Origin of the sequence: Fervidobacterium islandicum, assembly GCF_000767275.3 — a bacterium.
Taxonomy (GTDB): domain Bacteria; phylum Thermotogota; class Thermotogae; order Thermotogales; family Fervidobacteriaceae; genus Fervidobacterium; species Fervidobacterium islandicum.
On the sequence record NZ_CP014334.2, the window covers coordinates 1,704,627 to 1,730,533 of the forward strand.

25 protein-coding genes are annotated in these 25,907 nt (G+C 40.3%); 6 read left to right on the plus strand and 19 right to left on the minus strand.

The annotated features are described in order from the left end of the window. The first annotated feature begins 51 nt into the window (after positions 1-51). Positions 52-795, plus strand: coding sequence for a DDE-type integrase/transposase/recombinase (locus tag NA23_RS08210; RefSeq protein WP_236938350.1), 744 nt, complete (start codon positions 52-54; stop codon positions 793-795). A 33-nt stretch (positions 796-828) separates the two neighbouring features. On the opposite strand, the gene tdh is transcribed toward NA23_RS08210, so the two are convergent. Continuing rightward, a complete protein-coding gene (tdh, locus tag NA23_RS08215) occupies positions 829-1,866 on the minus strand; it encodes an L-threonine 3-dehydrogenase (protein WP_033192713.1) in 1,038 nt (345 codons plus the stop codon). Positions 1,867-2,126: 260 nt separating this feature from the next. Continuing rightward, positions 2,127-2,816 carry a Crp/Fnr family transcriptional regulator gene (locus NA23_RS08220; RefSeq protein WP_033192180.1) on the minus strand — a complete coding sequence of 230 codons (690 nt, stop codon included), beginning with the start codon at positions 2,814-2,816 and terminating at the stop codon, positions 2,127-2,129. A gap of 183 nt (positions 2,817-2,999) precedes the next feature. Here NA23_RS08220 and hcp point away from each other — a divergent pair, with 183 nt between their 5' ends. Next, the gene (gene hcp / locus NA23_RS08225; protein ID WP_033192714.1) at positions 3,000-4,295 is read left to right on the plus strand and encodes a hydroxylamine reductase; all 1,296 of its coding nucleotides are present in this window, start codon (positions 3,000-3,002) and stop codon (positions 4,293-4,295) included. 131 nt (positions 4,296-4,426) lie between these two features. Here hcp and NA23_RS08230 read toward each other — a convergent pair whose 3' ends face one another. Together NA23_RS08230 and NA23_RS08235 are read right to left on the minus strand one after the other, a co-directional pair. Further along, positions 4,427-6,484, minus strand: a complete 2,058-nt coding sequence (locus NA23_RS08230) for a metallophosphoesterase (RefSeq protein ID WP_033192181.1) — start codon at positions 6,482-6,484, stop codon at positions 4,427-4,429. 84 nt (positions 6,485-6,568) lie between these two features. Then, positions 6,569-6,748, minus strand: coding sequence for an HTH domain-containing protein (locus tag NA23_RS08235; protein ID WP_033192182.1), 180 nt, complete (start codon positions 6,746-6,748; stop codon positions 6,569-6,571). A 104-nt stretch (positions 6,749-6,852) separates the two neighbouring features. Between NA23_RS08235 and NA23_RS08240 the strand changes: the two genes are divergently transcribed. Then, on the plus strand, positions 6,853-7,815 hold the full coding sequence (locus tag NA23_RS08240) for a YbgA family protein (protein ID WP_033192183.1): 963 nt from the start codon (positions 6,853-6,855) through the stop codon (positions 7,813-7,815). Further along, on the plus strand, positions 7,815-8,708 hold the full coding sequence (locus NA23_RS08245; protein WP_052107214.1) for an alpha/beta hydrolase: 894 nt from the start codon (positions 7,815-7,817) through the stop codon (positions 8,706-8,708). The genes NA23_RS08240 and NA23_RS08245 overlap by 1 nt, the downstream gene beginning before the upstream one ends. A 5-nt stretch (positions 8,709-8,713) precedes the next feature. On the opposite strand, the gene NA23_RS08250 is transcribed toward NA23_RS08245, so the two are convergent. From NA23_RS08250 to NA23_RS08320, 15 genes are all read right to left on the minus strand, one after another. Further along, positions 8,714-9,967: a D-alanyl-D-alanine carboxypeptidase/D-alanyl-D-alanine-endopeptidase gene (locus NA23_RS08250; RefSeq protein WP_033192184.1), complete on the minus strand. Its 1,254-nt coding sequence runs from the start codon at positions 9,965-9,967 to the stop codon at positions 8,714-8,716. After that, positions 9,936-10,649 carry a biotin--[acetyl-CoA-carboxylase] ligase gene (locus NA23_RS08255; protein WP_033192185.1) on the minus strand — a complete coding sequence of 238 codons (714 nt, stop codon included), beginning with the start codon at positions 10,647-10,649 and terminating at the stop codon, positions 9,936-9,938. Before NA23_RS08255 ends, NA23_RS08250 begins: the two co-directional genes overlap by 32 nt. Positions 10,650-10,698: 49 nt before the next feature. Next, positions 10,699-12,123 (minus strand): murein biosynthesis integral membrane protein MurJ, encoded by a 1,425-nt coding sequence (gene murJ, locus NA23_RS08260; protein WP_236938693.1) that lies wholly within the window; start codon positions 12,121-12,123, stop codon positions 10,699-10,701. 47 nt (positions 12,124-12,170) lie between these two features. Beyond that, the gene (gene rny, locus NA23_RS08265; RefSeq protein WP_033192187.1) at positions 12,171-13,724 is read right to left on the minus strand and encodes a ribonuclease Y; all 1,554 of its coding nucleotides are present in this window, start codon (positions 13,722-13,724) and stop codon (positions 12,171-12,173) included. Beyond that, the gene (locus NA23_RS08270) at positions 13,724-14,242 is read right to left on the minus strand and encodes a regulatory protein RecX (protein WP_052107215.1); all 519 of its coding nucleotides are present in this window, start codon (positions 14,240-14,242) and stop codon (positions 13,724-13,726) included. The genes rny and NA23_RS08270 overlap by 1 nt, the downstream gene beginning before the upstream one ends. Beyond that, positions 14,220-15,290: a recombinase RecA gene (gene recA / locus NA23_RS08275; protein ID WP_033192188.1), complete on the minus strand. Its 1,071-nt coding sequence runs from the start codon at positions 15,288-15,290 to the stop codon at positions 14,220-14,222. The genes NA23_RS08270 and recA overlap by 23 nt, the downstream gene beginning before the upstream one ends. Continuing rightward, a complete protein-coding gene (thpR, locus tag NA23_RS08280) occupies positions 15,280-15,852 on the minus strand; it encodes an RNA 2',3'-cyclic phosphodiesterase (RefSeq protein WP_033192189.1) in 573 nt (190 codons plus the stop codon). Before thpR ends, recA begins: the two co-directional genes overlap by 11 nt. A 53-nt stretch (positions 15,853-15,905) precedes the next feature. Further along, positions 15,906-16,490: a CDP-diacylglycerol--glycerol-3-phosphate 3-phosphatidyltransferase gene (gene pgsA / locus NA23_RS08285; RefSeq protein ID WP_176759476.1), complete on the minus strand. Its 585-nt coding sequence runs from the start codon at positions 16,488-16,490 to the stop codon at positions 15,906-15,908. Continuing rightward, a complete protein-coding gene (gene rimO / locus NA23_RS08290; RefSeq protein ID WP_033192190.1) occupies positions 16,487-17,782 on the minus strand; it encodes a 30S ribosomal protein S12 methylthiotransferase RimO in 1,296 nt (431 codons plus the stop codon). The genes pgsA and rimO overlap by 4 nt, the downstream gene beginning before the upstream one ends. Beyond that, positions 17,779-18,375: a DUF4416 family protein gene (locus NA23_RS08295; protein ID WP_033192191.1), complete on the minus strand. Its 597-nt coding sequence runs from the start codon at positions 18,373-18,375 to the stop codon at positions 17,779-17,781. Before NA23_RS08295 ends, rimO begins: the two co-directional genes overlap by 4 nt. Continuing rightward, positions 18,363-18,614: a hypothetical protein gene (locus tag NA23_RS08300; RefSeq protein WP_249477029.1), complete on the minus strand. Its 252-nt coding sequence runs from the start codon at positions 18,612-18,614 to the stop codon at positions 18,363-18,365. Before NA23_RS08300 ends, NA23_RS08295 begins: the two co-directional genes overlap by 13 nt. A gap of 1,023 nt (positions 18,615-19,637) precedes the next feature. Then, the gene (locus NA23_RS08305; RefSeq protein ID WP_084384079.1) at positions 19,638-20,363 is read right to left on the minus strand and encodes a Na+/H+ antiporter NhaC family protein; all 726 of its coding nucleotides are present in this window, start codon (positions 20,361-20,363) and stop codon (positions 19,638-19,640) included. Then, positions 20,333-21,082: a Mut7-C RNAse domain-containing protein gene (locus tag NA23_RS08310; protein ID WP_033192193.1), complete on the minus strand. Its 750-nt coding sequence runs from the start codon at positions 21,080-21,082 to the stop codon at positions 20,333-20,335. The genes NA23_RS08305 and NA23_RS08310 overlap by 31 nt, the downstream gene beginning before the upstream one ends. Before the next feature lie 41 nt (positions 21,083-21,123). Continuing rightward, positions 21,124-22,344: an adenylosuccinate synthase gene (locus NA23_RS08315; RefSeq protein WP_033192194.1), complete on the minus strand. Its 1,221-nt coding sequence runs from the start codon at positions 22,342-22,344 to the stop codon at positions 21,124-21,126. A gap of 50 nt (positions 22,345-22,394) precedes the next feature. Further along, positions 22,395-22,670, minus strand: a complete 276-nt coding sequence (locus NA23_RS08320) for an acylphosphatase (RefSeq protein WP_033192195.1) — start codon at positions 22,668-22,670, stop codon at positions 22,395-22,397. Positions 22,671-23,041: 371 nt separating this feature from the next. On the opposite strand from NA23_RS08320, the gene NA23_RS08325 reads away from it, so the two are divergent. Both NA23_RS08325 and NA23_RS08330 read left to right on the plus strand, forming a co-directional pair. Next, on the plus strand, positions 23,042-24,430 hold the full coding sequence (locus tag NA23_RS08325; protein WP_033192196.1) for an aspartate kinase: 1,389 nt from the start codon (positions 23,042-23,044) through the stop codon (positions 24,428-24,430). A gap of 24 nt (positions 24,431-24,454) precedes the next feature. Next, positions 24,455-25,870, plus strand: a complete 1,416-nt coding sequence (locus NA23_RS08330) for a homocysteine biosynthesis protein (protein ID WP_236938352.1) — start codon at positions 24,455-24,457, stop codon at positions 25,868-25,870. Positions 25,871-25,907: the final 37 nt, after the last annotated feature.

Below are 25,907 nucleotides of genomic sequence, written 5' to 3' on the forward strand. Positions count from 1 at the left end.
CACAAGCTCTTCTCTTTCCCTTATCCTAAATGCCCTGTCTGTGGAAAAACTATGCAAATCCACAAAATCAAAAAAGCCTTCGTTAAGTTCCGTTGCCGTTCTTGCCATACCAGAGACGAAATCCCAACTAACTTACCTCAATTTGTCCCTCTTCCTTTCGACTCTTTCAAGTTCTTCCGTTTCCCTATCTTTATTGTCCTTAAAGCCTTCGTCCTTTATTTCAAAGCTGTGTCCTTGCGTTCCATCAGAGACTCACTTAATATCAAAGTCTCTCATGTCGCTATCTACAAGTGGATCCTTAAGTTGTCTTGTTTCTTTTCCATCCTCGTTCCTGTAGATGCTTTCAAAGTCCATGGTGATGAAACTGTCGTTTTGTTTAAATCCAAAAAGTACTACGTTTGGTTCTTAGTTGAGCACGATTCGAATCTTATTGTTGCTTGGCATGTATCCAAATATCGCGATATGGGTCAAGTGAAGATATTGTTAGAGAAGTTCTTTGGTAACAACGAAAGAGAAATCGAACTAATCACTGATGGACTTGGTGCGTATGGTGCAGTGAAGATACTATACAAGAATATCAACCATATAGTTGTGAGACTTGGGCAGAACAATCAATGTGAATCGAAGTTTTCGTTATTCCAAGACTTTGTACGAGCCAAGCGTGGATTTAAGAATATTGACAATCTTCCAATGTACGTGAACAGCTTTTGTGTAGTGAGAAATCTCTTGAAACTGAACAACAATGATATTGCGCGTGTTATCTGTGTTCTATTGTCTTCCATCACTACAAGTTAACAGCATCTCCCCCCTTTGAAAATCAGTTTTTAATTAATCCAGATTCAAAACAACTTTACCACATTGTTTGTTGAGCATGAGTTCGAAACCTTTTTCCCACTCGTTAAACGGAAGCACGTGAGTAACAACTTTTGAAAGGTCAACTTTCTTTGTTCGTAAAAGCTCATCAGCTATTCTCCATGTCTCGAACATCCTTCTACCTGTTATACCATAGACCGTAAGTCCTCTCATGGTGATTAACGCGTCAAAATTAATATCGATCTTTCCACCGAATATACCAAGAACAGATACCTCTCCGCCCATCGTGACGCATTTTAAACCGTCCTCAAACGCTTTCCTGTTACCACTCATTTCGAGCAAAACGTCGACTCCATCGCCGAGTAGTTTATAAACTTCCTTGACCAAATCTTTTTCCGCAGGATTTATCACAACATCGGCACCGTTTTCTTGCGCCATTTCTATTCTCAGTGGGTCAACTTCCGAAACGATCACAGTACTTGCACCTGCAACTTTTGCCACTTGGATCGCCATCAAACCTATCGGGCCTGCACCGGTTATAAGTACCGTCTTTCCAAGTAAGTTTGTGACGGATGCCGTATGAATTGCGTTTCCGAACGGTTCCATAACAGAGGCGTAATCCAATGGGATTTCGGGCGAGAATCTCCAAAGGACGGTTTCTGGGATGATAGCATATTCTGCGAAAATACCATTCGTATCAACACCCAAGATTTTTAGATTCTTACACACGTGCATCCTTCCAGTTTTACATTGATAGCAGTGTTCACAAGGAATATGAGTTTCCGCTGCGACCAAATCACCAACCTTCACTTGAGTTACAGCACTGCCAACTGCTACAACTTCACCTGCCATCTCGTGACCAGTGATGAGCGGTGGAATTATACGAGATTGTGACCATTCATCCCATTTGTATATGTGAACATCAGTTCCACAAATTGAAGCACGTCTAACCTTAACAAGCACATCTCGAGGTCCCAAGTCTTCTTGAGTGGGCCTTTTGACCTGCTCCATCACCAAACCAGGACCAGCTACCTTTTTCATTATCGCTCTCATTGTCCCATATGCTGTTTCTGTTCCCAAGGCAATCGCCTCCTTTTGTCAGCTTCGTTAGATTTTTTGGACAAGTTGTTCTAATGCGCTGCACAATTCAATTATACAACCAACCAAGAAACAAAGAAACTTCACCAAGCGATAATTTAACGAGCATACGAAAGAAAAAACATTGGAAAAGTTCCTTATGTGGTAAAATTCACTTATTTTCTCAATAATGTTCGCTATGTGAAATTTAAAAGAAACTCTCAAAACTCCATGTTTCAATCGAATTCTGCATAATCCCTAACATATCTTTCATTCCTTATCGCTACTCTCTTGCCTTCCATCTCAATAATTCCAAGCCTTTCCAGTTCTATAAACACCCTCGAAAGTGCAGGTCTTGTTGCACCGAATTCTCTTGCCAATTCTTCCTTCGACATATACATGGTTACTGTGGAGGAATTCTGTTCATCCATTAGTCTAACAAGATATGAGCAGACTTTTTGAACGAGATTTTTCATCGTTATTTCGTAGAACCTATCGGTGATAAACACAAAAGCATCGCTAACATATTGCAGATAATTCCTTAGGAGCTTCTCGTTTTTCATAAGCAAGGAGACGAAAAAATCCTTTTCGACAGATAAAAACACAGAAGGCTTGACTGTTTCAACATCGACGGGATACTTGGCATCTGTAGAAAAGATAACAGCCGCTGCCAAGAGCTTTGGAGCGAACATGTGGTCAATCTGTAAAACGCGTCCTTCTGGGTTAGTGAACAGCCCAAATGCCTCGCCTTCCACTAAAAAGAGCAGTTCCTCACATGAATCTCCCCTGATTCTTACTAATTCTTTTGAATCATACCTCTCAACCCGAGCATTACGAACGACCTCTTCTATACAGCTTTTCTCAACACCTTTGAATATCTCGCACGTTTGAAGAGCCTCAATGAAACGTTGATTCGAGCTACTCATCTCAATTCCCCCTTAGTGGATGAGTTTAAAGTAATTTTTTTGATTCTACATAAATTGTAACATAGGTTACGGAAAAATTCTTTGGTTTCAGTTATCATATACGCGGAAACAATAAGAAAAATTTCACAATGATTTTGAGAAACCACATACTAAAATTCTTTTTCAGGAGGTGTTACTATGGCGTTGAACATGTTTTGTTATCAGTGTTCGCAAGCGATGAAGGGAGAAGCTTGTACGATAACGGGTGTGTGTGGCAAAGAACCGACGGTCGCAAGATTGCAGGATAACCTGCAGTATATACTAAAAGGCATCTCTGCGTACTACTACCACGCACGAGAGCTGGGCTACAAAGACGAAGAAATCGCAGCATTCTTGGGTGAGGGACTGTATTCAACTCTTACAAACGTCAATTTCGATGCACAAGAGTTTGTCAACCTAGCACTCAAGGCAGGTATGATGAACTTTAAAGTCATGCAGCTTTTGAAAAAAGCCCATATTGAAACGTACGGAGAACCAACACCTGTTGAAGTAGAAACAGGAACGAAAGAAGGACACGCGATCATTGTGACAGGTCATAACCTAAAAGCCCTCGAAGAACTGCTCAAGCAAGTTGAAGGAACCGATGTCTATGTATACACTCACTCGGAAATGTTGCCAGCGCATGGTTACCCGGGACTAAGAAAGTACAAAAATCTCGCAGGAAACCTTGGCGCAGCTTGGTATGACCAAAGGGAACTGTTCGATAAGATTCCTGCAGCAATATTGGGAACAAGCAACTGTGTCTTGTTACCAAAAGAATCTTACAAAGACAGAATGTTCACAACTTCAATTGCAAGACTGCCCGGAGTAAAACACATTGAAGGCTATGATTATTCCGAAGTAATAGCCAAGGCAAAATCTCTGCCAAAACTTCCAGAACAACCTGGAAAATACAAATTAACGACCGGATACTCGGCAAGTGTGGTAAAATCACTTGCTGGCAAGATAAAAGAACTTGTCGAAGCTGGCAAGATTAAGCACTTCTTCGTTGTAGGTGGTTGCGATACACCAACCAAACGAGGTGTATACTACAGAGAATTCGTCCAAAAACTTCCAAGAGAAACCGTCGTCATTACTCTTGCATGTGGCAAGTTCAGAATTAACGACTTGCAGCTTGGAGATATCGAAGGTATACCAAGGCTCATAGATGTTGGTCAGTGCAACGACACGATAGTGGCACTTGAAATCGCCATGGCACTTTCCGAAACTTTCGGTGTACCGGTTGCAGAATTACCACTGACGCTTGTGCTCACATGGATGGAACAGAAAGCGGTTGCAATACTTTGGACGCTGCTTGCACTTGGATTGAAAGGCATATACATTGGTCCAGTGCTACCAGCTTGGGTGAATGATGATATTTTAAAGGTTCTTGTAAACAACTATGGTATAAAGCTGATAGGAGAGCCGGAGGAGGATATAAAAGCTATCTTGAAAAACTAAAAGATAACCACACTATCAGAAAACAAACGCTGGGCATCATGCGCCCAGCGTTTCTTGTTTCAAGACTCAAAACTTATCAAGTTTGAAAATTTCCTCTACTGACAATGGAATTATAAAGTTCTTGGATAAATCTATAAGTGTAAATAACGAACTACTCCATTTGCGAATGTGCACAAAACGTTATTCTCAAAAGGCAAAAGGCTCGTTAGATACCCTGTTCCAGCAAAAATCATATCGTAATTTCCCGAGTCCAAATCAACAAAAGCTACCTCCCCACGGTCCGTTCCTAAAACAAGTTGTTTTTGGTCGAGAATTATCGGATCTGCTACCATTGTTGAGGAATTCAACTTGACGTTCCAAATGATTTTTCCGGTTTTTGCCCCTATTTTGTATACTTCACCGTTCATTGTTGTGACATAAACAAAATCACCCTGACGTTTCACAGAAGAGTATCCAACACCTGGTATTTTCAAGCTCCAAATTTTTCCTTTGGTTTGAACATCCATCGCATTGACTGTCCCTTCTATGTTTGCATATATCAGCAAATTCCCAACAATTGCAGGTATTGAACTGCCAGATGTGTAGTAACTTTTTCCAACTTCAAATTGGTCAATTAATTTTCCATCCTCGCTAACTATGTAAATCTTACCGTCCCAAGATGGTTGATAGTATTTACCGTTTTCAAAAAGCGGCTGAATTTCAAGCAAGCCCTTCAAATCATGTTTTGCTATCACCGTTAAATCGGTAGCTTTCAGTATGTAAAAATACTTACCTGCGCAAACAGCAAGTGTTGAATTTCCTTTTTTAATTGCATGTATTGGTTCGGATAATTTTACCTGCTTAAGCAAATTTCCATTTACATCAAACAGATATAAATTTCCATCCAAAGCGCCTAAGACAAAATTACCAGAAATAGTCTCTATATTTGCCACAACAGAACCTATTTTTTTCTTCCAAAAGGCTTTTCCATCTTTTAAAAAAACTACGTTGCCAGAGTAGTCGGCAATAACAAAGCCACCTTCCAAAACTGCAGGCTTTGAGTAGATTGTATCTTCCAGTTGGAACGACCAACCTTTTTGTTGTTGTTCAAGTACAAAGAACTTTTGAAAAACTCCTTCTTTACCTATTAAGGAAACTCTCAGCAGTACTGAAATATCAACCTTTGGAAGGTTGTTAAGAGTAACTTCGTACGTTGAAGGTTTCTCAGAAGTATTTTGAAGTGCACGTTCGTGTATCACTTTACCGTTTGCTATTATCCTTATCCTTTCTGCGCCAACACCCTCTACTTTTATCTTAACTGTGCCATCCGCATTTTTTACGAGTGTTATAGTTCCGTTTACCAACTGTCTTTTCTGTTTTTTGAGAGGAACACTTTTGAGTATTTCAAAACCATCCGTACTTACATCATACTTCCATAAGTAAGCTTGCTCGTTATCCCAGCTTAAAACAGTCATATAACCATCTTTCGCAGCACCCACGGTCTGAAACCAAGCCCAGTTATAGAATCCCGAGTGGTCGTATTTGTGAACATGTCCAGACAACACAAGCGGAACATCATAATCTGGAAGCATCTCTAAAACCTTCCAACCATCATCGGTGTAATTATTAGGTCCACCAAATGGATGGTGAGACAGCAAAATTACCTGCTTACCTTTGGATTTAGACCTCTCCAGCTCTTGTTTCAACCATTTCAACTGAATTTCCCCGATATGACCCACGTGTTGGAAGAGCATCGTTGTACCGATACCTATGACGACAAAATCACCAACTTCGTAAGTGAATGTTTCATAGAGCCCTGCTGAATTGTTGATATCCAACCTCTTCGTCTTTCTTATCTGATAACTCCACCGCACATCGTGGTTACCCAAAATGTACCTGTACGGAATCTTTGCACGTTCCAGAATGAGCAGCGTTTCGTGCAACTTATTGAACTCTTCATCACTTCCTATTTCGGTGAGGTCACCCAAAAGAAAGACTGCCTGTGGTTTTATTTCAGCAATTTCGCCTAATAATTTCTCAACTGTTTTTGATTTGTACGGATAGTGTAAGTCTGTTAGTAAAGCAATATATCCGTTGTGGAAGGTGAATGGATATGCTTGGTTGGTTTGAGCAATGGAAAGCGATTGGAGTACTAATAAGACAGATATGAACACGAAAACCAATGAAAACCGAACGAAACGTCTTTTCACACTTTGACCTCCTACATACTTTTGATTTCTATCTCATGTCCATTTTCAAAAAACTCCCGCCAAAAAGCGGGAGTTCAATTCGTGTTATTTTTTTGCCTGGTAGTAGCACCTTTTAGGCGATTCTATCTTTCCTTCTTCTTTGAGTGCTTTTATGGCTTTGTCCACTTCTTCTTTGGAAAGCCCAGCCTTTTCGGCGATATCTCCCGGTCTCAGTGGTTTGTCTGACTCTAAAAGAACTTTGAAAACAAGTTCCTTTTTATCCATACAACTTCCCCCTTTCTTGTTCCAAAAGTAAACGAAGTTCGACAGTGTTTATAGTTATCCGTGGTATAATAATTATACCATAAATAATCGAGAGAGGTGAAAGTATGCCAAACAACATATCATATGCAAGACCGACAATAATTGTAAGCAGGTGTTTTTTTGAACACACAAGATACGACGGTGGAATTATTTCGAGCGATGTTGTAAAAAAACTCGAAAGTTATTGCGATTTTGTCCGGGTGTGTCCTGAGGTGGAAATAGGTCTGCCAATTCCAAGGGAACCCATAGATGTTTTTCTAATAAACAACGAGCTTAAACTCCTAAACAAATCTAGAACGGAAGACCTCACAGAGAAAATGCTCTCTTTTGCTAATAATTATGCCGACCGTATTCCAGACAACATCGATGGAATGATCTTAAAGTCTAAATCTCCGTCTTGTGCTTTGAACGATGCAAAGTTGTATGGCGAAAATGGTAGGGTCATTTCAAAAACGCCTGGGCTCTTTGCTAAGGTGATGTTGGAGAGGTTCCCATATCTTGCCATCGAAAGTGAAATGAGACTTACAAACGATAAATTGAGGTTTGAATTCTTTACATTTATATTTACGTACGCAATGTTCAGAGGTGTCAAAACGAAAAGGGAGCTTGTTGAGTTCCATTCGAAGAATAAATTTCTGCTCTTGGCAAAGAACGAAAAGGTTATGAGAGATATGGGAAAACTGGTAGCGCAAAAGGGATTCGACGATTCAACAAAAAAAGCGTACGGACAACTTCTCGTCAAAGCCCTAAAAACACCTGTAAAGAAGTCAAAGATGATAAATACTCTGTTGCACCTGTACGGGTATTTCAAAGACAAATTGTCAGCGCAAGAAAAGGCTTACTTTATGGATTTGGTTGAGGACTACAGAAACGGCGTTGTGAATTTGCAAACAGTTCTTGCCATTCTAAAATCCTGGGCAATCAGGTATTCGATAGAGTACGTCTTAGACCAAACTCTTTTCGAACCCTACCCCAAGGAATTGGACCATTTGAAAAACGAAAGAGATGTAACAGAAAGAACAGAGTAATGACAAGGCATATAAGCATCGAGTCGAAAATCGCTTACCAACTGCTTAAGTTTATTAATTTTTCAAAAATTGTAGAAGTCAAAATGCTCAAGGATACTTTCAACAAATCTCCCGCTCTTCCGGGATATTCTTTGTGCAACAAAGTGGAAGTTCATTCTTTCCAGACCTTAGGAAGAAGTGTTTGGGAAATTACACCAAAAACTGCAAATTCAAGCACAACTATTTTGTTCCTCCACGGAGGAGCGTATATATCAAACTTAACAAAAATGCACTGGAAGTTTGTCGAAAAGCTTATCGAGTGCACATCTGCAACGGTGTACGTACCAGATTATCCCCTTGCCCCAGAATACATATGGAAAGACACGTATATGTTCTTGGACGAGTTATATACTTTGCTCCTTGAAAAACACGGTGAGAGAAATATCGTTTTTATGGGTGATTCGGCAGGTGGAGGGTTAGCGTTAGGTTTTACGCTAAAACTACGTGACGAAAGTAAAAGATTGCCAGATCACGTTGTTCTTTTCTCTGCTTGGCTGGATTTGAGTTTGAGCAATCCGGAACTGGAGCAATATGAGAAGAGGGATGTGATGCTAACCGTTAAAGGTTTAAAGGCTGCTGCGCAAAGGTATGCAGGTAACGAGGATGCTAATTTGAAAGACCCTCGTCTTAGTCCTATCTACGGTGATTTTTCAAACCTTTGTCAAATAACTGTTTTCACCGGAACTAACGATTTGTTGCATCCGGATTCGAAAAAATTAAGGGAGGTCTGTGAAGTACACAACCTCCCGCTTAATTATTTCGAGTATCCAACCATGTTCCACGATTGGGTAATTTTTACGTTCTTGCCAGAGTCAAAAGATGCACTCAAGAAAATTCGAAAAATTCTAAGATGAGTAGATTAGTAATTGTTCCAGACGTATCTTATTATCTCATCTTGGTATTGCATAGCCATGTACGTTGGAATTATAAAGTTATTAACCATGATTGTAAACGCCACTTTCCGACCTGTCTTTGTGACCATCACTCCCGCTATGTTCGAAACTTTCTGCAGAGTGCCCGTTTTGGCATAAAGTGTTATATCACCAAGTCTTTTTTCCATAGTGCCCTCTTTTCCCGAACTTGCTAACGTTGATATAAATCCATTAAAACCTCCGTGGGTTTTGTAAGCATAGACCAACACCTGGGTAATCATGTAAGGGGTTGCAAGGTTATAGGTTGATAATCCAGAGCCGTCGTTAAGCTTGAATGGATAATACTCTCCAAAGAGCTTTTTGTAAAAATCGTTCATAACTTTAAGTGAGTTATATATACTACCAAAACCGTAAACTCTCAGTCCTACAGTTCTCAGTATCTGTTCTGCATACGAGTTACTACTGTATTTGTTCGCCACCGAGATGAGATTCTTTAAAGGGGCAGACTTGATCACTATGAACTCTCTGTAGTCACTTGTTAGTTTACCTATCTTGACCGTACCTTTAACGTTGATACCATAGCTGCTGAGTATCTGTTTAATATGAAAGCCAAAGTTCAAAGCTACAGCAGTTGTATCGTATGGATTAAAATTGTTAGGATTTTCTTTAAGTATCAAGGCATCAACGCTTGGATTTTTATAATCCCATTCCCAACCGATACCCCATCTTTCATTGGAGAAGAAAGAATTGTCGATTACTATGTTACCTTCTATCTCCCTTACGCCTTCAATGACAAATTTTTTGAGGTTCGCTTTGAGCGTATCGACGCTCATCGAAGGGTCACCGTTACCTTTGATGACAATGTTGCCTCGAACTGTCGGAGATATGTTACCGCGAGGAACGTACACCGTTGTAGTGTAGCGAAAATCAGGCCCAAGCACTTCCCACGCAACGAGCGTGGAGAAGATTTTTGTCAATGAAGCGGGAACAAAGAGACTGTGTTCGTTGTACCGAACAAGTGTATTTCCATTGTCTACATCAACAAAATACACACCAACAAATCCACCCTGTGGTGCCTTCGAGGTTATGATGGAGTAAACGTCTTGAGCCAATATTACGGAAGGATAAATGATAAAAATAATGGATGTGAAAAATACCAGCGAAAGATAGAAAAAATTATTTTGAGAGTATTTCAATCTTCTTGATTCTTTACTCAACGATCTGATGTATGCTCTGAACACCTATTACTTTGCCTCCCACATCAATGTACAACGTATCATCACCGATTTTCAAAACTGTTCCTTCAACAATTTGATCGTCCACTTTTACTTTAAGCTTATCTCCTTCTTTGGGAACTAAGTATTTCTTCCAAAGTTTTGTGATATTTTCCGTTTCATTTCTGTATGTTATCAGTAGATTCCATGCGTGTTTGTTTACAGTATCAAGTAGGTAAGTGATTTTCACCTTTTTCTTGAGGATATCTTTCAAAGAAATCGCTATATCTTTTAAATCCTCAGGAATATCGTTGTTTACATTTATACCTATGCCTACGATAATAGCAATTACCCTGTCGTTGACAGAAACAGCCTCGGAAAGTATACCCGCAACCTTTTTTCCGTTGTAGTATATATCGTTCGGCCATTTTATGTACGCCTTCACTTTCAGCTTTCTCAGAACTTCCACAATTGCTATAGAGAATATCTTCGTGTAGACGTGGAGATTCAGGTGCACCTTTGGTTTAAAGAGCACTGAGTACCACAGTCCACCTTCTGGGGAATACCAAGTCCTTCCCATTCTGCCTTTGCCAGCTGTCTGTTTTATCGCAACAACTATAGCTCCGTCGTGGAAAGATTTGTAGTTCCTTTTCAAGAACTCGTTTGTACTGTCGACTTCATATAGTACTTCTATCTCCTCACCTATCATCTCACTATCCAGCTCCCCTTGAGTATTTTTTCAATCTGCTGCCAGTAACTCACGTTCTTCTCTTCAAAAAATCCTTCAACCTGTGTCTCAAAAAGATTGCTGAAAAGAGCAAGTAAACCAATGCGCCGAAGATTGTTGATGGGATCACCCATATGCGTCTTTGTGAAATACTCGAAAAGTAGTACGTTGATATACCCATCAGAAGAGAAGACAAAATAATGTATAAATCATCCTTTTCAAAAAGTTTCTTGTTCTCTTCCTTTGCAAGAAGATACAAAAACCCGATAATTCCCGCAACGCTAGTAGCTAATGCGACACCTACGGGTCCGTACTTTAAACCAACAAGAAGGTCCATCACCACGTTGGTAAGAGCCACTATTGTTGTCGCTTTCAGCGGTGTTTTCATGTCCTTCATCGCATGACGTGCGCGAGCCATTGTTGAGTACATACCGTAAAACGGCAGACCAACAACGTACGCATTTAGCACCTGCGCGGTGATTCTTGTATCTTTGGCCGTAAATCGCCCATACTCGTAGAATAATCTAAGGATCGGTTCATCAAGAACCAAAAGACCAACAGCTGCGGGAACTGTAAAAAAGAGCGTTGAAGTTATTCCACTCCTTAAGTGTTTGCTGTAGTTTTGCCTATCGTTACTGATTGTGGAGAGTATAACTGTCGCCACAGCCACTCCGAATAAACCGTATGGTAGCATGTAAAACCTTGATGCGTACTGAAGGTACGAAACGCCACCGCCAAGTCCTTTGCTGTAATAAGATACTACGTTCGTGTCAACTATACTATTAATCTGAGAAATGGACATTGCAAGGAAACTGGGCCAGAATAACCTTAGAAAATCACGTGTGTACCTAAATGTGAAACGAAGCTTGTGCCTTTTCAGTGGATATGCCAGTGCCAAAAACGCTGCCGCTTCCCCTATTAAAAAACCCCAGGTGGGTCCGTAGATACCCAAACCCGGGATGAGCATGAAGACTATTATTACAATGTTCGGAATAATCGGTGTCAGTGCTGGGTAAAAGAATTTGCCACGCGTGTTCTCGATTGAGTACGTTATAGCCCACCAGAATATGAAGAGGATCGAAGGTGCCGTTATTCTTGTTAAAGTACGGATTAGTTCCTTAGTCTGTGGTGCAGCGCCTGAGCTGAACAGATATATAACGATATCGGGAAATATCACGACCACTAAGACTATAATCGCTAAAACTACAGTAAAACTTGTTAGAACCGATGACAAGAACTCATCCTTATCCTCTGATTCACTGTAGAGCGGTACGAACGCGGAAGTCATTGCACCTTCACCAAAAACCCTTCTTAAGAAAAACGGGAACAAGATGGCTACGAAGTAAGCATCAGCTTGCCAAGATGTTCCAAACTTGGAAGCCATGAGCATGTCTCGAACAAGGCCTAAAACCCTTGATAGGAACGTTGCTATAGCGAATGCAAGACTACTTAGCATCACACTCAATTTTCAACCAACCTCCAGAAGCAAAGCTAAATTCTGGTTTACTTAGCGTAAGAGATAGAGCGCTTTTCTCTTATCACAACCACCTTCAGTACACCTGGATACTGCAGTTCGTTTTCAATCCTCATTGCAATGTCGTGCGCCAATTTTTCAATCGTTGCATCGTCTGTTTTTTCCGGCTGGACGATAACTCTGATCTCCCTACCAGCTTGGATCGCGTATGCATTTTCAACGTACTTGTAGCTCTTTGCTATCTCTTCGAGTTTCATCAACCTTTTAATGTAGCTTTCCACATCTTCTCTTCTTGCACCAGGTCTTGCAGCAGAGATAGCATCCGCTGCGGTAACTATCGCCGCCTCTGGTGTAATTGGCTCTTCTTCTCCGTGGTGTGCCATTATCATGTTGATAATTTCATCGGATTCACCGTATCTCTTTAAAATTTCCGCACCAATTACTGTATGTGAGCCTTCAACTTCATGATCAAGAGCCTTACCTATGTCATGCAACAGTCCTCCACGTTTGGCCTTATCCACATTCAAACCAAGCTCAGCGGCAAGCAAACCTGCAATTTGAGCAACCTCAATTGAGTGATTTAAGACATTCTGTCCGTAACTTGTCCTGAATTTTAACCTACCGAGTAACTTGATGACTTCTGGATGCAGTCCTCCGACACCAACCGTAATCACCGCTTCTTGACCCGCTTCTTTAATTTCTTTTTCAACTTCTGCTTTCGCCTTCTCGTACATTTCTTCTATTCTAGCAGGGTGAATTCTTCCATCTTGCACCAATCTTTCTATAGTCCTTCTTGCGATTTCTCTTCTCAATGGGTTAAACGAACTTAAAGTCACCATTTCAGGAGTATCGTCAATGATGAGATCTACACCTGTTATCTTTTCAAATGTTCTGATATTCCTACCTTCTCTTCCTATTAACCGACCTTTCATATCGTCGTTAGGTAAAGCAACGGTGCTGATAGTGACCTCACCGGTGTATTCAGGAGCGTACCTTTGTATAGCATCCGCTATAACCTTTTTTGCGTACTTTTCAGCATCTTCTTCGTACCTTGCCTTAATTTGGACAAAAACCTTTGCAATTTCATGTTCGTATTTTTCCCTGGCTTCTTGGAGCACGATCTCTCTGGCTTGCTCGTGTGTAAGCCCTGCGAGTTTGGTAAACTTATCTTGAATTTCCTTTTCTTTTGCTTCAATTTCTTTCGCTTTTGCTTCCAGCTCTATCTTTAAGTTTTCAACGAAACTTTCACGCTTATCGAGCATCTCTTCACGCTTATTTAATAATTCCTCACGCTTTAAAATCCTTTCCTCGAGTTGCTTTATTTCTTCTTCTCTTCTTTTTCTTTCTTTTTCTATCTCTTCGCGAATCTGATGCGCTTCTTCACGCGCTTCGATAATCATTCTTTTCTTTATCTCAGCTGCTTCTTTTTCAGCGTTCTTTATTATACTTTCGGCATCTTCTTTGGCAGCTTTGAGCTTCTTTTCAATCTCTTCCTGTGCCTTTTTTCTACCAACCGTGCTACCAAGGTAGAATCCCAATGCTATACCTGCTATCGCTAAGACTATGTATATCAAAATCTCCATTACCAATCACCTCCGAAACCATTTCTGTATAGTTTTTCTCGCTTTTTGTGTTCGTCTAAACCTTTAGTTAGTTTTTCAATTATCTCCTGGATGTCTACCTCTTCAAGGACTTTCTTTATAGCATCTTCTATGATATATTCATCCACATGTAGTTGCCTGAGTTCGTAACGTATTCTAAAAGGGCCCTTGTAGTGGATCACCAAGCTGTCATAAGCGTAAAGGTACGCAAATTTTTCATCATCTATGAAACCCTTTTCTTTAAGTTTTTCTATTGTTTGACTTATAACGTCTTCTGAAAATCCTTCCCTTCTAAGCCTGTTTTCTACTTCCCACTGAGACCTAGCCCTGAATTTAATAAATCTCAGCGCAACGGTAAGTGGATCATAGTTTGCTCTCTTTTTCGAGCCTCCTTTATGGGTATATTGATTTTGATTTTCTAATCCCTCGCCGTAGACATCGGATCTATCAAACTCGTCAAATTTTTCAAATTTATATTTACTTTGTCGCTTTCTCCGCATTCTTCGTTCCTTCTGTAAGTTCTGTTTCTTCAGCTACTGGTTTAGAAAAGTATTTTTCACGGATCCGTTTTTCGATCTCATCTGCTATTTCCGGATGTTCAACAAGATAGCTCACAGCATTTGTCTTTCCTTGTCCGAGCGAATGCTCTTTTCCATCAAGAGCTTCGTATGTAAACCAACTACCGCGCCTGTCTATGAGCCCTTCATTAACTGCGATGTTGAATAGTTCGTTTTCACGAACGATACCTTTTCCATAGATTATATCCACAGTCGTTGTTTTAAATGGAGGCGCGACTTTGTTCTTAACAAATTTAATCGTTATTTCGTTCCCTATGTGCTCGTTACCTTCTACTATCTTTCCGGAAGATCTGACTTCCATTCTCATCGTCGCGTAGAACTTTAATGCGACTCCTCCAGTTGTTGTTTCCGGGTTTCCGTACATAACGCCTATTTTCATACGCGTTTGGTTGATGAAAATAACTACGGTTTTGGATTTGTTGACATTACCTGCGAGCTTTCTCAGTGCCTGTGACATCAACCTTGCTTGGAGACCTATTTGTGCATCTCCCATCGCTCCTTCTATTTCAGCACGCGGTACAAGTGCAGCAACGGAGTCTATAACTATGAGGTCCACCGCGTTACTCCTAACAAGTTCGTCGACTATATCGAGTGCTTGTTCACCGTAGTCCGGTTGAGAAATCAGAAGTTCGGAAAGGTTTATTCCGAGGTTTCTTGCGTAATTCAAATCGAGCGCGTGTTCTGCATCGACAAATGCTGCAATGCCTCCTTGTTTTTGGACGGAAGCAATCGCATGTAGTGCTATCGTGGTTTTACCACTTGATTCCGGACCATATATTTCTATAATCCTTCCACGTGGGTATCCACCAACACCAGAAGCGATATCGATAGCGAGTGACCCACTGGGAACAACTTCTATGCTCTGGACGAGGTTTTCATCGCCCAGAATCATTATGGAGCCCTTACCGTACTGCTTTTCAATTTTGCTAATGGCCTTCTTAAGTACATCTTTTTTCATTTCATCTGACATTCTTCATCAAACCTCCCTCAAATTTCAGTTTATATACCCATTTGTAAATGGGACCCTGTGGTGTTAATGTAGAGCTGTAAATGGTTACCCCGTCAACTACGAGTGTTATCTTCGGCGTTTGGATATCTTCAACGAGCTTCTCCCAATCGTTCGGATATTCCTTTACCCTGCCCAACGTAACGTGTGGAACAAAGTTCCCTTGTTCATCGTATTTGATCTTGTTCTTGTTGAGTTCAGACTTCATTTCAAGGAACAACCTCTGCAAAGACTTCGTGGGTTCAAGCTTCAAAAACAGCACCCTCGGTGAATGTTTGAATTTAAAATAACCAAAACCTGACAAACTCGTGCTAAACGAAGGAAAACCTTGTAACCTTTTTTGAAGTGCGTGGGCCATTGAATCAACAGCCTTTTCATCCATCTCTCCAAGGAAAAATAATGTTAGATGAAGATTTTCTGGTTTTGTCCACGTGGCTTTGAATCCTATAGAAGCGAGTTTGTCAATGATTTCCTGTCCTACTTCTCGTATCTCCGGATTTATGTCTATAGCTATGAACGTCCTCACAGTAGACCCCTCCAAGTTTCTAAATAAGTATGTGGACCTTTTTCAAAACACACTCATCGGTTCAGATATTCTCGGTTCTGGTAGGTATAGAGCACACCAGATATTACGGTAACAAAAGCTACGAAGTATATCAAAATCGTATTTGCCTTATCAAGCAGACGTTCCAGTTGAAAAAAACTCAGCTTTTCTAAGAAAAGACTTATTGCCAAAATCATCTGAGAGACCGTTTTCATCTTTCCAAATATGTTTGCAGCTATGATGTTCCCAGCCTCCGATGCAATCATACGCACCATACTAACCAAGGTGTCACGGAAAACCAAAATAACAACTAACCAGCCTGGAAGCATTCCAACCTCTACAAAAACAACAAAAATCGATGTTATCAAAATCTTATCGCTCATTTGATCGAGCACCTTGCCAAGCTTTGTGACTTGCCCCAACTTTCTAGCGAAGTAACCGTCTATATAATCACTGAGAGCAGCGAGTAGAAAGAGCAAAAAAGCCCAAATGTAGTTATCCAGGTACATTAAAAGTACGATTGGAATTGTTGAAAGAATTCTCAACCAGCTTATCGTGTTTGGCAAATTAAAAATAACGTTGCCGTGTGCATTTTTTGAATCCTTTTGAGAAGTACTCAAACCAGTTCTCCCTCCAGGTCGTATGTATCAGCTTCTGTAATTTTCACTTTCACAAACCCTTTCTTGTTGCTGCCTTTGAAAAAGACGTTACCATCGATTTCGGGAGCATCCATGTACCCACGTCCTATAAGCACGCCACTTGCTTCTTCATCAATTAACACATTGATAACTTTTCCCACGTACCTTTGATTTCTAAGCAGCGAAATCTCCGCTTGTGCTTCCATTAGTTGGTCCAACCTTTTTTGAGCCGTTGAAAGTCGAACTTTGTGCGACAATTTGTACGATGGTGCATCTTCTTCGTCTGAGTAGATAAAGGCCCCGAGCTTGTCAAATTCAATACGCCTTATGAACTCCAGAAGTTCCTCAAAATCCTTGGCCGTTTCTCCGGGAAAACCTATAATTATCGACGTTCTAAGCACAGCTTCAGGGTACATTTCCCTAATTTTCTCAAACAATCTCTCGAGTTCTTCAGGTGTTTTCGTTCTGTTCATCAGTTTTAAAATCTTCGCACTACCGTGTTGGACTGGGATGTCGAAATACTTGAGTACTTTTTCATGAGAAAACCCAGCAAGGATTTCGTCCGTTACGTGATCTGGGTGCATGTACATAACCCTGATCCAAAATTCTCCAGGTACTTCGTTTAACCTCTTGAGTAACTCTGGAAGCATGGGCTTCCCGTACAGATCAACCCCGTATCCCGTTGTATCCTGTGCTACCAAGATAATCTCTTTCTTACCTTCTGAAACCAAGTATTCAACCTCTCTGACTATGTCTTCAATTTTTCTGCTTACAAAACCCCCCTTGAATTTTGGTATGGTACAAAACGTACATGCACGATCACAACCATCGGCTATCTTTACGTACGCGTACGGAAGGTCGTCATCAACCCTTCCCTCAAAATCGTATACCGCTATAGGATCCGTTATGTACTTTTTTGTTTTTTCTAGGTTATCTGCCAGAACCTTGGGTGGCAAAACTCCAAACCATCCGTCAACTTCCGGAATTTCCACTGGCAAATCTTTAGGGTACCTTTGAACCAGACATCCAGTAACAAAGATTTTGAAATCCTTCCCTTCTTTCTCAAGCTTCTTTTTGTGCTCAACAAACTCCAAAACCGTATCAATCGACTCTTGTTTGGCATCTAATATAAACCCACACGTATCAACAACTACTCCGTCTGCTTCATCTAAATCATCCACAATTTCGTGTCCAAGTTGTCGAATGTGGTGCTTGAACAACGAAAAATCTGCCTCATTCTTGGGACATCCCAAAACAACGATGTATAACTTCAAGAATTCCGCCCTCCTCGTTCCTTACATTCTTTACCTCGAACAGTTCGCATGATGCTTTTTAGGTATTCCTTCCTTTTCTCTAAATACAGGTCTCTAATTTTTGAAAGTTCCGCTTTGTAGACCTCTTCTTTGTAATTCGGGTAAGTAAAATCATAGTCTTTCCACTTACCGTTTATGTACATTAATGTTGGTTCTGCGTATATCCCTTGACCTATATATATCCTGTGAGGCCACATTTTGGTGGTTGCCAAAACGAACTGCATATGGTGGATATAGCCAGGGTCGAGGTTGAACCTCCTGTTCCCTTCCACTGCATGCTTAGCTTCCAATTCGTTTGTTTTAACCTTTATCGAAGCCAGCAGTGATGGATGAATCAACCTCTCAAAGCTGATTAACCTCCCTGTTATTCCGGAGCCCATTTCTTCGTTGTAATAGAGCGTATATTTCTCAAAGTCCAGCTCCGGGCTGATGTAGTCTATCGGTCCGAAAAGTGCTATCAAATCCGGTTTCACAACTTCAAACCAATAATCAAGCTGAGCAGAAAAAATAAATATAACTAAATTAACCGGTTCGACAATTTTCACTTTTCCCATATAACTTCCACCTCGAAGCGCGGTATTTTAACAACCCTTACCCGATTTCCGTAAAGTCGTAGGACACTTTCCCCAAAAACAACGTATCTACCAACGTCTAAAGGTCGCTGATTGTTGTAAACAGATCCGTTAAGCACATAATTCCCCCTTAAACCTTCTATCGTTACAAGGGGGGCATCCTTTATTGCCTTCACATATTTATAGGTGAATAACAACATTAAAACACTCAGCAGTGTCATACCATAGAACAAGATTCTTATAAACTTTTTAGACATATTTTCACCTTTCGATTATCAGTTACCTGACAAAAATCTTAACTATCAAACCAGATTAATTATACAATAAAATTTCGAAAAATGAACACCAAAAGTTTTGTAACCTAGCCCCATCATGTCGGATTAATTTTCTACTTAGAAAATCAAATCGACAGCTCTAATTTGTAGCTCCACAAGATATGTAAACTGTACCGAAATATCCGTCTCTACATACCAAATATTGGCTTACCGGATGTACAGATAAGATTGAACTTCCAACCATCAAGTGAACCGCCTTTGTTTACCTCATTTTTCATCACAACTTTTTTAGCCAAAACTAACAGCCCGCGCAAGAAAAAACATAGCAAATTTTCATACTACATATTGTTCGTGGTAAAAACTCGACCACAACTTATTGATTGGTGGTAAGTTTTTGGTAAGTTTCTGGTAAGTTTTTACCACCTCTGGTAAGTTTTTTGCCACTGTATCTTGTGGAAAACAAATTTAACCATCTACTTATAGATTATTGAGAACCATTCTCAATAAGAAACTTACCAAATTTACCAATAGTGAAAAATTTCACAGCTTTTAGGCTTACCTAATTGTACTTATCCCTTTTATCCATCGGTATTAGAAAAACTTACCACCTTTTTAGCTGCATGAATTCTAATTTTTTTGAAAAAACTTACCAGGGTGGTAAGTTGTAACAAAAAGGTGGTAAGTTGTAATATACGTCTAGAAGATTCATAAACACAACGTTTTTGTGTTAAATCCATGTAAACTTACCAAATTTACCACCCCTATAATATAATACTACTACTAAATACCTTAACGTTATATATATACCTATCGTTAAGGTATGGGGTGGTAAATATCCAAGTTAGTGTAATCACAAAAATGGACTCTTCGAAATATAAAACGTAAACAAAAACGGCCAGGATAGAATTATCTTTGGAAATTCAAAAAACTATCCCGGCCGTGTTAATAGAAGACTAACTTCAAACAGCCCTACGATCCTGCATACGTTTTCTCAGAGAACTGATATCTTCTAAGAGAATAAACATGGAGTACCCTTGCCAAGGCAATTATCAATACAAGACCGATGAAGATCAGTACAAAGGGTGATATCTTAAAAAACCCGTAGAGAATGAACATTATTAAGCTTACGAAAGCTGTGAAAACTGCATATGGCAACTGTGTGTTAACATGATCCATATGATCGCAGCTGGCAAATATGGAAGATAAAACCGTTGTATCAGATATAGGTGAGCAGTGGTCCCCAAATATCGAACCAGCGAAGACTGCACCTGACATAACTGTAACTGATAACCATGAATCTCCCGTTAATTTATAGGCAATGGGAATAGCTATCGGCGTTAGAATAGCCATAGTTCCCCACGAAGTACCCGTAGCAAATGAAATGAGAGCCCCGACTATGAAAATTATTCCAGGAACTAATGAAAAAGATGTTCCTTCTTTTATTGAAGATACCACAAATCCTGAAAGATCAACATCCTTAGTCACGCTGCCGATAGACCACGCAAGGACAAGAATAGTACAAGCAAGAAGCATTAGTTTAAATCCATCAACAATTGTTTTAAAAGTCTCTGAGATGTCCTTGAGTTTGAAACTAATAGGATGATTTGCAATACAAAAAGCGAAAAGTAAACCGATAGAAGGTATATGATGGAAAGAGTTCTTAATTACTTTCCTTTTGAAAGGTTTTCCAGGAATTTCTCTATAAAAGTGTTCATGTTTTCATAATGCGTTCCACCCCAGTACACTTTCCCGCATTTGGAACATTTTGCGAATTCATCATAATTTTCCTTAACTTTCTCAGGTAATTGATCGAGTATAACACTCTTTGAAACACTTATAAGTTCACCGTTACACTCCATGCACCTTGTGAAGGGTCTAAACCACCTTTGAAGGCCGTATCTAAGTGTTACTTCTCTCAGTTGTTCCTCAGGTTTATCAGATCTTACAACATAACCGTAGACAACTTCACTTTTTTTCAGCATACCTCTGTCGCGTGTCAGTATAATGAGATTCTCACTCACCGCTTTTTGAACGATCATCTCATCTTCCACGATGCCGTACTCTGCACTTATCCCTAACATCCTTAGAAGCCTTGCAAGTTTTCCAAGGTGGATATCCAAGATGAACTTCGGAACGCCTGCGTACTTGGGAGTTAAAACGTACTCTTTAGGTATGTCTAAATTGCACTCAGGATAAACAAAGTACGTATCGCCATTTTCAACGATCCTGTCAAAGCGAACAAAGTCTTTGCGCAGGGTTATAAAATACACCTCGGTGTGCGGAACACCGAGGCGTTCTATACAATCTTTGATTGTTTGGTTAATCCCAGCATCAATTTTTACATATCTGTCTCCAACTAAGTCAACTAAACTACCAAAGAATCTAATAGTTATTCTGACTTCGGCTTTATTCATCTGATCATTCTCACCAAAAATTCCTCTGTTATTTATCTTTGCTATCCAAGTTCCACAATATCGCTGACAAGCGCACCAGTGGATACGTAGGTTATCTTTCTTCCAGTTTCCGATTCGATGAAGTTGACGAATTTTTCAAAATTCTTATCATCTAAACTCTTCCAGCCAGGAAATTCTAAGTATTCTACATGCACTTTATTAAGCATGTTTAACTCGTAAGGCATTTCCAAAGTTTTGCCCGTATCTCCTCCGATTTTGTATCTGATGCCTATTTTTATTTTTTCCATCCCAGATAGAACATCCGCTTTGGTCATTATCATTTCATAGCAATCGGAAATTTCGATAGCGTACTTGAGAAGCGGTAAATCCAACCATCCACATCTTCTTGGCCTTCCAGTTGTTGCACCGTATTCTTTTCCAGCTTTTCTCAGTTCTTCTGCTTCTTGACCGAATAGTTCGGTTGGGAAGGGACCTTCTCCGACTCTTGTGAGATATGCCTTGAAAACACCTATGCGTTTGTCAATTTTCACCGGATACCCTAATCCAGCTTCAACTCCGGTCACGTTACAGTAAGTACCCGTAACGTACGGATAACTTCCCATGTCGACATCAAGCAAAACACCTTGAGTGCCTTCAAACAGAATATTTGAATTGTTTAACTCGAGCTTAATTTCAAGAGGAGAAACAACGTAGTTTTTGAGTTTTTCGTACTCTTCAAAAACGCAATTATAATCGCTCCATTCTATCGAGTAGAGATTTTTGTAGAGCTCGCTGATGAATTGCAATTTTTCAAGGGCAACATCTTTATCTTTCAAATCAACAAGCCTTAGCCCGATTCTGTGAACCTTGTCAGCGTAGGCAGGTCCTATTCCTCTTTTCGTTGTTCCAACGGCCTTACTACCCTTCGAAAGTTCAAACTTTTCGTCAAGTAGCTTGTGAACCGGTAAAACGACGTGCGCTAAACTGGAAATCTTTATTCTTTCTGAGATATCAAAACCTATCTTCTTCAACTCATCGATTTCGTCGTTTAAGACTTTTAAATCCACAACCACTCCGTTTGCGATGTATCCTTTAGTCTTAGTTCTTACATCAAAAGATGGAACTAAGTGGTGAACTAATTTAAAGTCACCGTATTCGACGGTGTGACCCGCATTGCTACCTCCACTGTATCGAACGACGTAATCGTAATCTTTGGAAAGGTAAGTCGTAACTTTTCCCTTTCCTTCGTCCCCCCACTGAAGACCGAAGCAAACTGCTTTCATGATTTTTCATCTCCTCTTTTGGAAAATTTTAAAACTGCGAAATTCTGAGCTCAGAACTCAACATGGAAATCTTTGTATTCCTGCGGTGGTAAGTCTTGTTCGTCGTAATCAGACACATAACTCCAACCGTTTCCTTCCATTATTCTTCTGAAAAGTTCGGACAGTTGTTCTTGATTACCTCCAGCAACGATAGTCACACTACCATCCATCTCGTTTTTCACATATCCTTTAACCCCTATTGCTCGTGCAACATTTTTAACAAAGTGCCTGAATCCTACTCCCTGTACAACGCCTCGTACGTTCCACTTCTTCCACTTAACTTCCATACTTTCGACTCACCACCCTAAGTATCTTCGGTGACTTTAGACCTAAAGATAATTTTTCAAAACACGCTTTTTTTATAGCACAATTTTTCAAAAATTCAATCTTGAAATCTGGAGGTTTTCGTGTATAATTTTTGCCAAAGAAAATCATTAGTCGAGAGGAGAAATTTAATAAGAATGGGAAAAACGAGAAGAAATAACTCAATTTTTAATATTAAGCTTATAAATTCAATAAATATGATGGCTATGATGATGTGGCGTACCGACCGTCCGGTATGCCCGTAGTTTGCTGGAAAGAAAACGGGACGGTCGGGTGAGAGAATCACCCGACCGTTTTTTTATAACCAGAATTTATTCTCAAAGGAGGCGGTTCCATGAGAGAGAATGAAGGATTCGTTGTGGTTAAGTTTGGTGGTTCAAATTTCAAAAGTCCAGAAGGATATGAAGACGTGATAGCGAAGATTAATGAGATACTCAGGTCGGAAAAAGGAAAGACTTTAGTGGTAGTTGTCAGTGCTGCTTACGGTATTACAGATAAACTGATAGGTGCTGTTAATAATTTCAAAAGCATAGATATCCACAATTTCTTGAGAGAAATATACAACTTGCACGCTTCTATTTTAGAGTCTAACGACAGTACAAATCTAACAGAATTGAGTGAGTTAGAAAGCAAGGTCTTTGAACTGGAGAAAGTATTTGATGCTTTGAAATTGCTCGGAAAAGTGCCTGATTTTGCAAGGGATTTGATAGTTAGCTATGGTGAGCGGCTTAATGCGTTTGTATTGCACACCTTGTTGAGAAGAAGAGGACTGAGCTTTGAGCTGAGGCGTCCGGAAGAATGGATAATTACAGACGGAAAGTTTGGAAATGCATCGGTGCTTCTTGAGTCAACTAAGGAATTGTTTGAGAAGAGGCCTAACGAATGGAAGAGTAATCATTCCATAATTCCCGGATTTTACGGTGCGTCCAAGGAAAGAGATATAACCCTTCTGGGGCGTGGAGGTAGCGATTATACAGCCACGGTTCTGGCATATGCGTTAAATGCCGAGTACGTTGTTCTTTTCAAAGATGTCAACGGATTTCTCAGTGGTGACCCGAAGATTGTCGAAAATCCTGTGTTACTTGAGAAACTCAGCTATGATGAGATAGAAGAGCTTTCATACTTTGGAGCGAAAATAGTTCATCCAAACGCAGTTGATCCACTCAAGAACCGTTCAATACCACTTTACGTTTGCAGCTTTTCAGGAAATTTTAGTCTGGAAAATTGTACGGAGATTTCTGCAGAAAAACATCGCACAGAGAAATGTGTGAAGAGTGTTTCGTTCACCGAAGATATAGCGATTGTTCAATTCTTCGGCGCAAATTTGGGGCGTGTACCTGGTGTTTTAGGCGAGATTGCAAAGAGTATCGCTCAAGCCGGTCTGAACATTAAGTTCGTTGTCACTTCACAAACGGCGATAAACTTAATAGTTTCTAAAAAAGACCTTCCCGAAGTTCTTCGAGTCTCGGAGATGCTCAGACTTAAGGAAATAGAAGATATCTCTTATCGAACGGACAAGGCACTTGTTGCCGTAGTGGGTTACGGTTTACTAGATACGCACGGCATTGCAGCAAAGGTGTTTGGGGCATTGGCTAAGAGTGAGATAAACGTTGATATGATTTCTGCAGGTGCATCGGAGGTTTCAATGTATTTCTTGGTTGATTCGCAGAACGTGAAGATGGCTGTTAAGCAAGTTCACAAAGCACTTTTTGAGGAAGCTTAAAAAGTAGAAATGGGGGTGGTTGATTTGGAAAATTTGAGGACGATTGAGGAAATTAACAAGAAGATTGAAAGAGGAGAGGCTGTGGTTCTAACTGCAGAAGAAGTTGTAAGAATGGCAAAAGAAGAAGGGGTTAAAGAAGTTGCAAGGAAAGTGGATGTGGTAACAACAGGAACATTTGCCCCCATGTGTTCCAGCGGAGCGTTTATAAACTTTGGACATACGATGCCTGCTATGCGTATGGAAAAAATAAAGCTGGCTGGTGTAGAAGTGTATGGTGGACTTGCCGCTGTTGACGGGTTCATAGGTGCGACTCAGGAGTCGGATTTTGATAAGACATTTGGTGGTGGGCACGTAATTGAAATGTTGATAAGAGGGGAAGACCTATTGCTTGAAGCGTATGGAAAAGGTACGGATTGTTATCCGGGCAAGAATTTTAGAGGGTACATCAATAAGGATATGATCAACGATTTCTTCCTTTTTAATCCGAGAAACGCTTACCAAAACTACGCAGCAGCTACTAACAGCTCTGGTAAAGTGCTTTATACATACATGGGCAAGTTGTTACCAAACTACGGGAATGTGAACTACTCAACTTCCGGAGAACTCAGTCCATTGCTCAAGGACCCGAAGATGAAGACGATAGGTATAGGAACAAGGATATTTCTCGGCGGAGGAGTTGGATACGTTTCCTGGTACGGAACACAGTTTAGATCCAACGTTCGAGAAAATGACAATGGTGTCCCTCTTGCTCCAGCTCGCACACTTGCATTGATAGGAGACGCTAAGAAGATGGAACCGAGATTTGTGAAAGGTGCGTATTTTAAAAACTACGGGGTGACACTATTTGTTGGTGTAGGAGTACCTATACCTGTTCTTAACGAGGAGATAGCGTTCTACGTCAGTCTTTCCAATGAGGAAATTCACACGGAGATTAAAGATTATGCGAAGTTAGAGAAACCTACCGTTGGAGTAGCGAGCTATGCACAACTGAGGTCAGGAAAGGTTAAAATCAACGGGAAAGAGGTTAGAACAACTTCCCTTTCCAGTTTACAAAAGGCAAGAGAAATAGCAAACATTCTGAAAGAGTGGATATTGGCTGGCAGGTTCTTCTTGACAAATCCGGCGGCTATGCTCGATGAGGAACGGACTTTGAAAAGCCTTTCTAAAGTTACTCAAATCGCTCTTCAATCGGAGGATGAAAAGGTTGAGTACGTTAGAGGAACGTCGCACCCAAAGGAGAAACTCAGCGAACACAAAGAATGTGTCAACTGTGGTGCGTGTATTTCAGTATGCAACTATGGAGCTCTTTACTGGGACGAAGACAAAGTTAAATTTGATGAGTCAAAGTGTGTGTACTGTATGCTCTGCACCGATACCTGTCCTGTTGGTTTGAGACTCCCAGATGAAAAATCAGACTTGAAGTTTGAAATGCCATATTGATGTTGAGGACTTTTAATTTTGCGAGCGGGGGACATAC

Coding starts and splice junctions, on each gene's coding strand:
- NA23_RS08210 (WP_236938350.1), top strand. CDS start 52: ATGCAAATCCACAAAATCAAAAAAGCCTTCGTTAAGTTCCGTTGCCGT.
- tdh (WP_033192713.1), bottom strand. CDS start 1,866: ATGAGAGCGATAATGAAAAAGGTAGCTGGTCCTGGTTTGGTGATGGAG.
- NA23_RS08220 (WP_033192180.1), bottom strand. CDS start 2,816: ATGAGTAGCTCGAATCAACGTTTCATTGAGGCTCTTCAAACGTGCGAG.
- NA23_RS08235 (WP_033192182.1), bottom strand. CDS start 6,748: ATGGATAAAAAGGAACTTGTTTTCAAAGTTCTTTTAGAGTCAGACAAA.
- NA23_RS08240 (WP_033192183.1), top strand. CDS start 6,853: ATGCCAAACAACATATCATATGCAAGACCGACAATAATTGTAAGCAGG.
- NA23_RS08245 (WP_052107214.1), top strand. CDS start 7,815: ATGACAAGGCATATAAGCATCGAGTCGAAAATCGCTTACCAACTGCTT.
- NA23_RS08255 (WP_033192185.1), bottom strand. CDS start 10,649: ATGATAGGTGAGGAGATAGAAGTACTATATGAAGTCGACAGTACAAAC.
- murJ (WP_236938693.1), bottom strand. CDS start 12,123: ATGCTAAGTAGTCTTGCATTCGCTATAGCAACGTTCCTATCAAGGGTT.
- rny (WP_033192187.1), bottom strand. CDS start 13,724: ATGGAGATTTTGATATACATAGTCTTAGCGATAGCAGGTATAGCATTG.
- NA23_RS08270 (WP_052107215.1), bottom strand. CDS start 14,242: ATGCGGAGAAAGCGACAAAGTAAATATAAATTTGAAAAATTTGACGAG.
- recA (WP_033192188.1), bottom strand. CDS start 15,290: ATGTCAGATGAAATGAAAAAAGATGTACTTAAGAAGGCCATTAGCAAA.
- NA23_RS08295 (WP_033192191.1), bottom strand. CDS start 18,375: ATGGGAAAAGTGAAAATTGTCGAACCGGTTAATTTAGTTATATTTATT.
- NA23_RS08300 (WP_249477029.1), bottom strand. CDS start 18,614: ATGACACTGCTGAGTGTTTTAATGTTGTTATTCACCTATAAATATGTG.
- NA23_RS08310 (WP_033192193.1), bottom strand. CDS start 21,082: ATGAATAAAGCCGAAGTCAGAATAACTATTAGATTCTTTGGTAGTTTA.
- NA23_RS08315 (WP_033192194.1), bottom strand. CDS start 22,344: ATGAAAGCAGTTTGCTTCGGTCTTCAGTGGGGGGACGAAGGAAAGGGA.
- NA23_RS08320 (WP_033192195.1), bottom strand. CDS start 22,670: ATGGAAGTTAAGTGGAAGAAGTGGAACGTACGAGGCGTTGTACAGGGA.
- NA23_RS08325 (WP_033192196.1), top strand. CDS start 23,042: ATGAGAGAGAATGAAGGATTCGTTGTGGTTAAGTTTGGTGGTTCAAAT.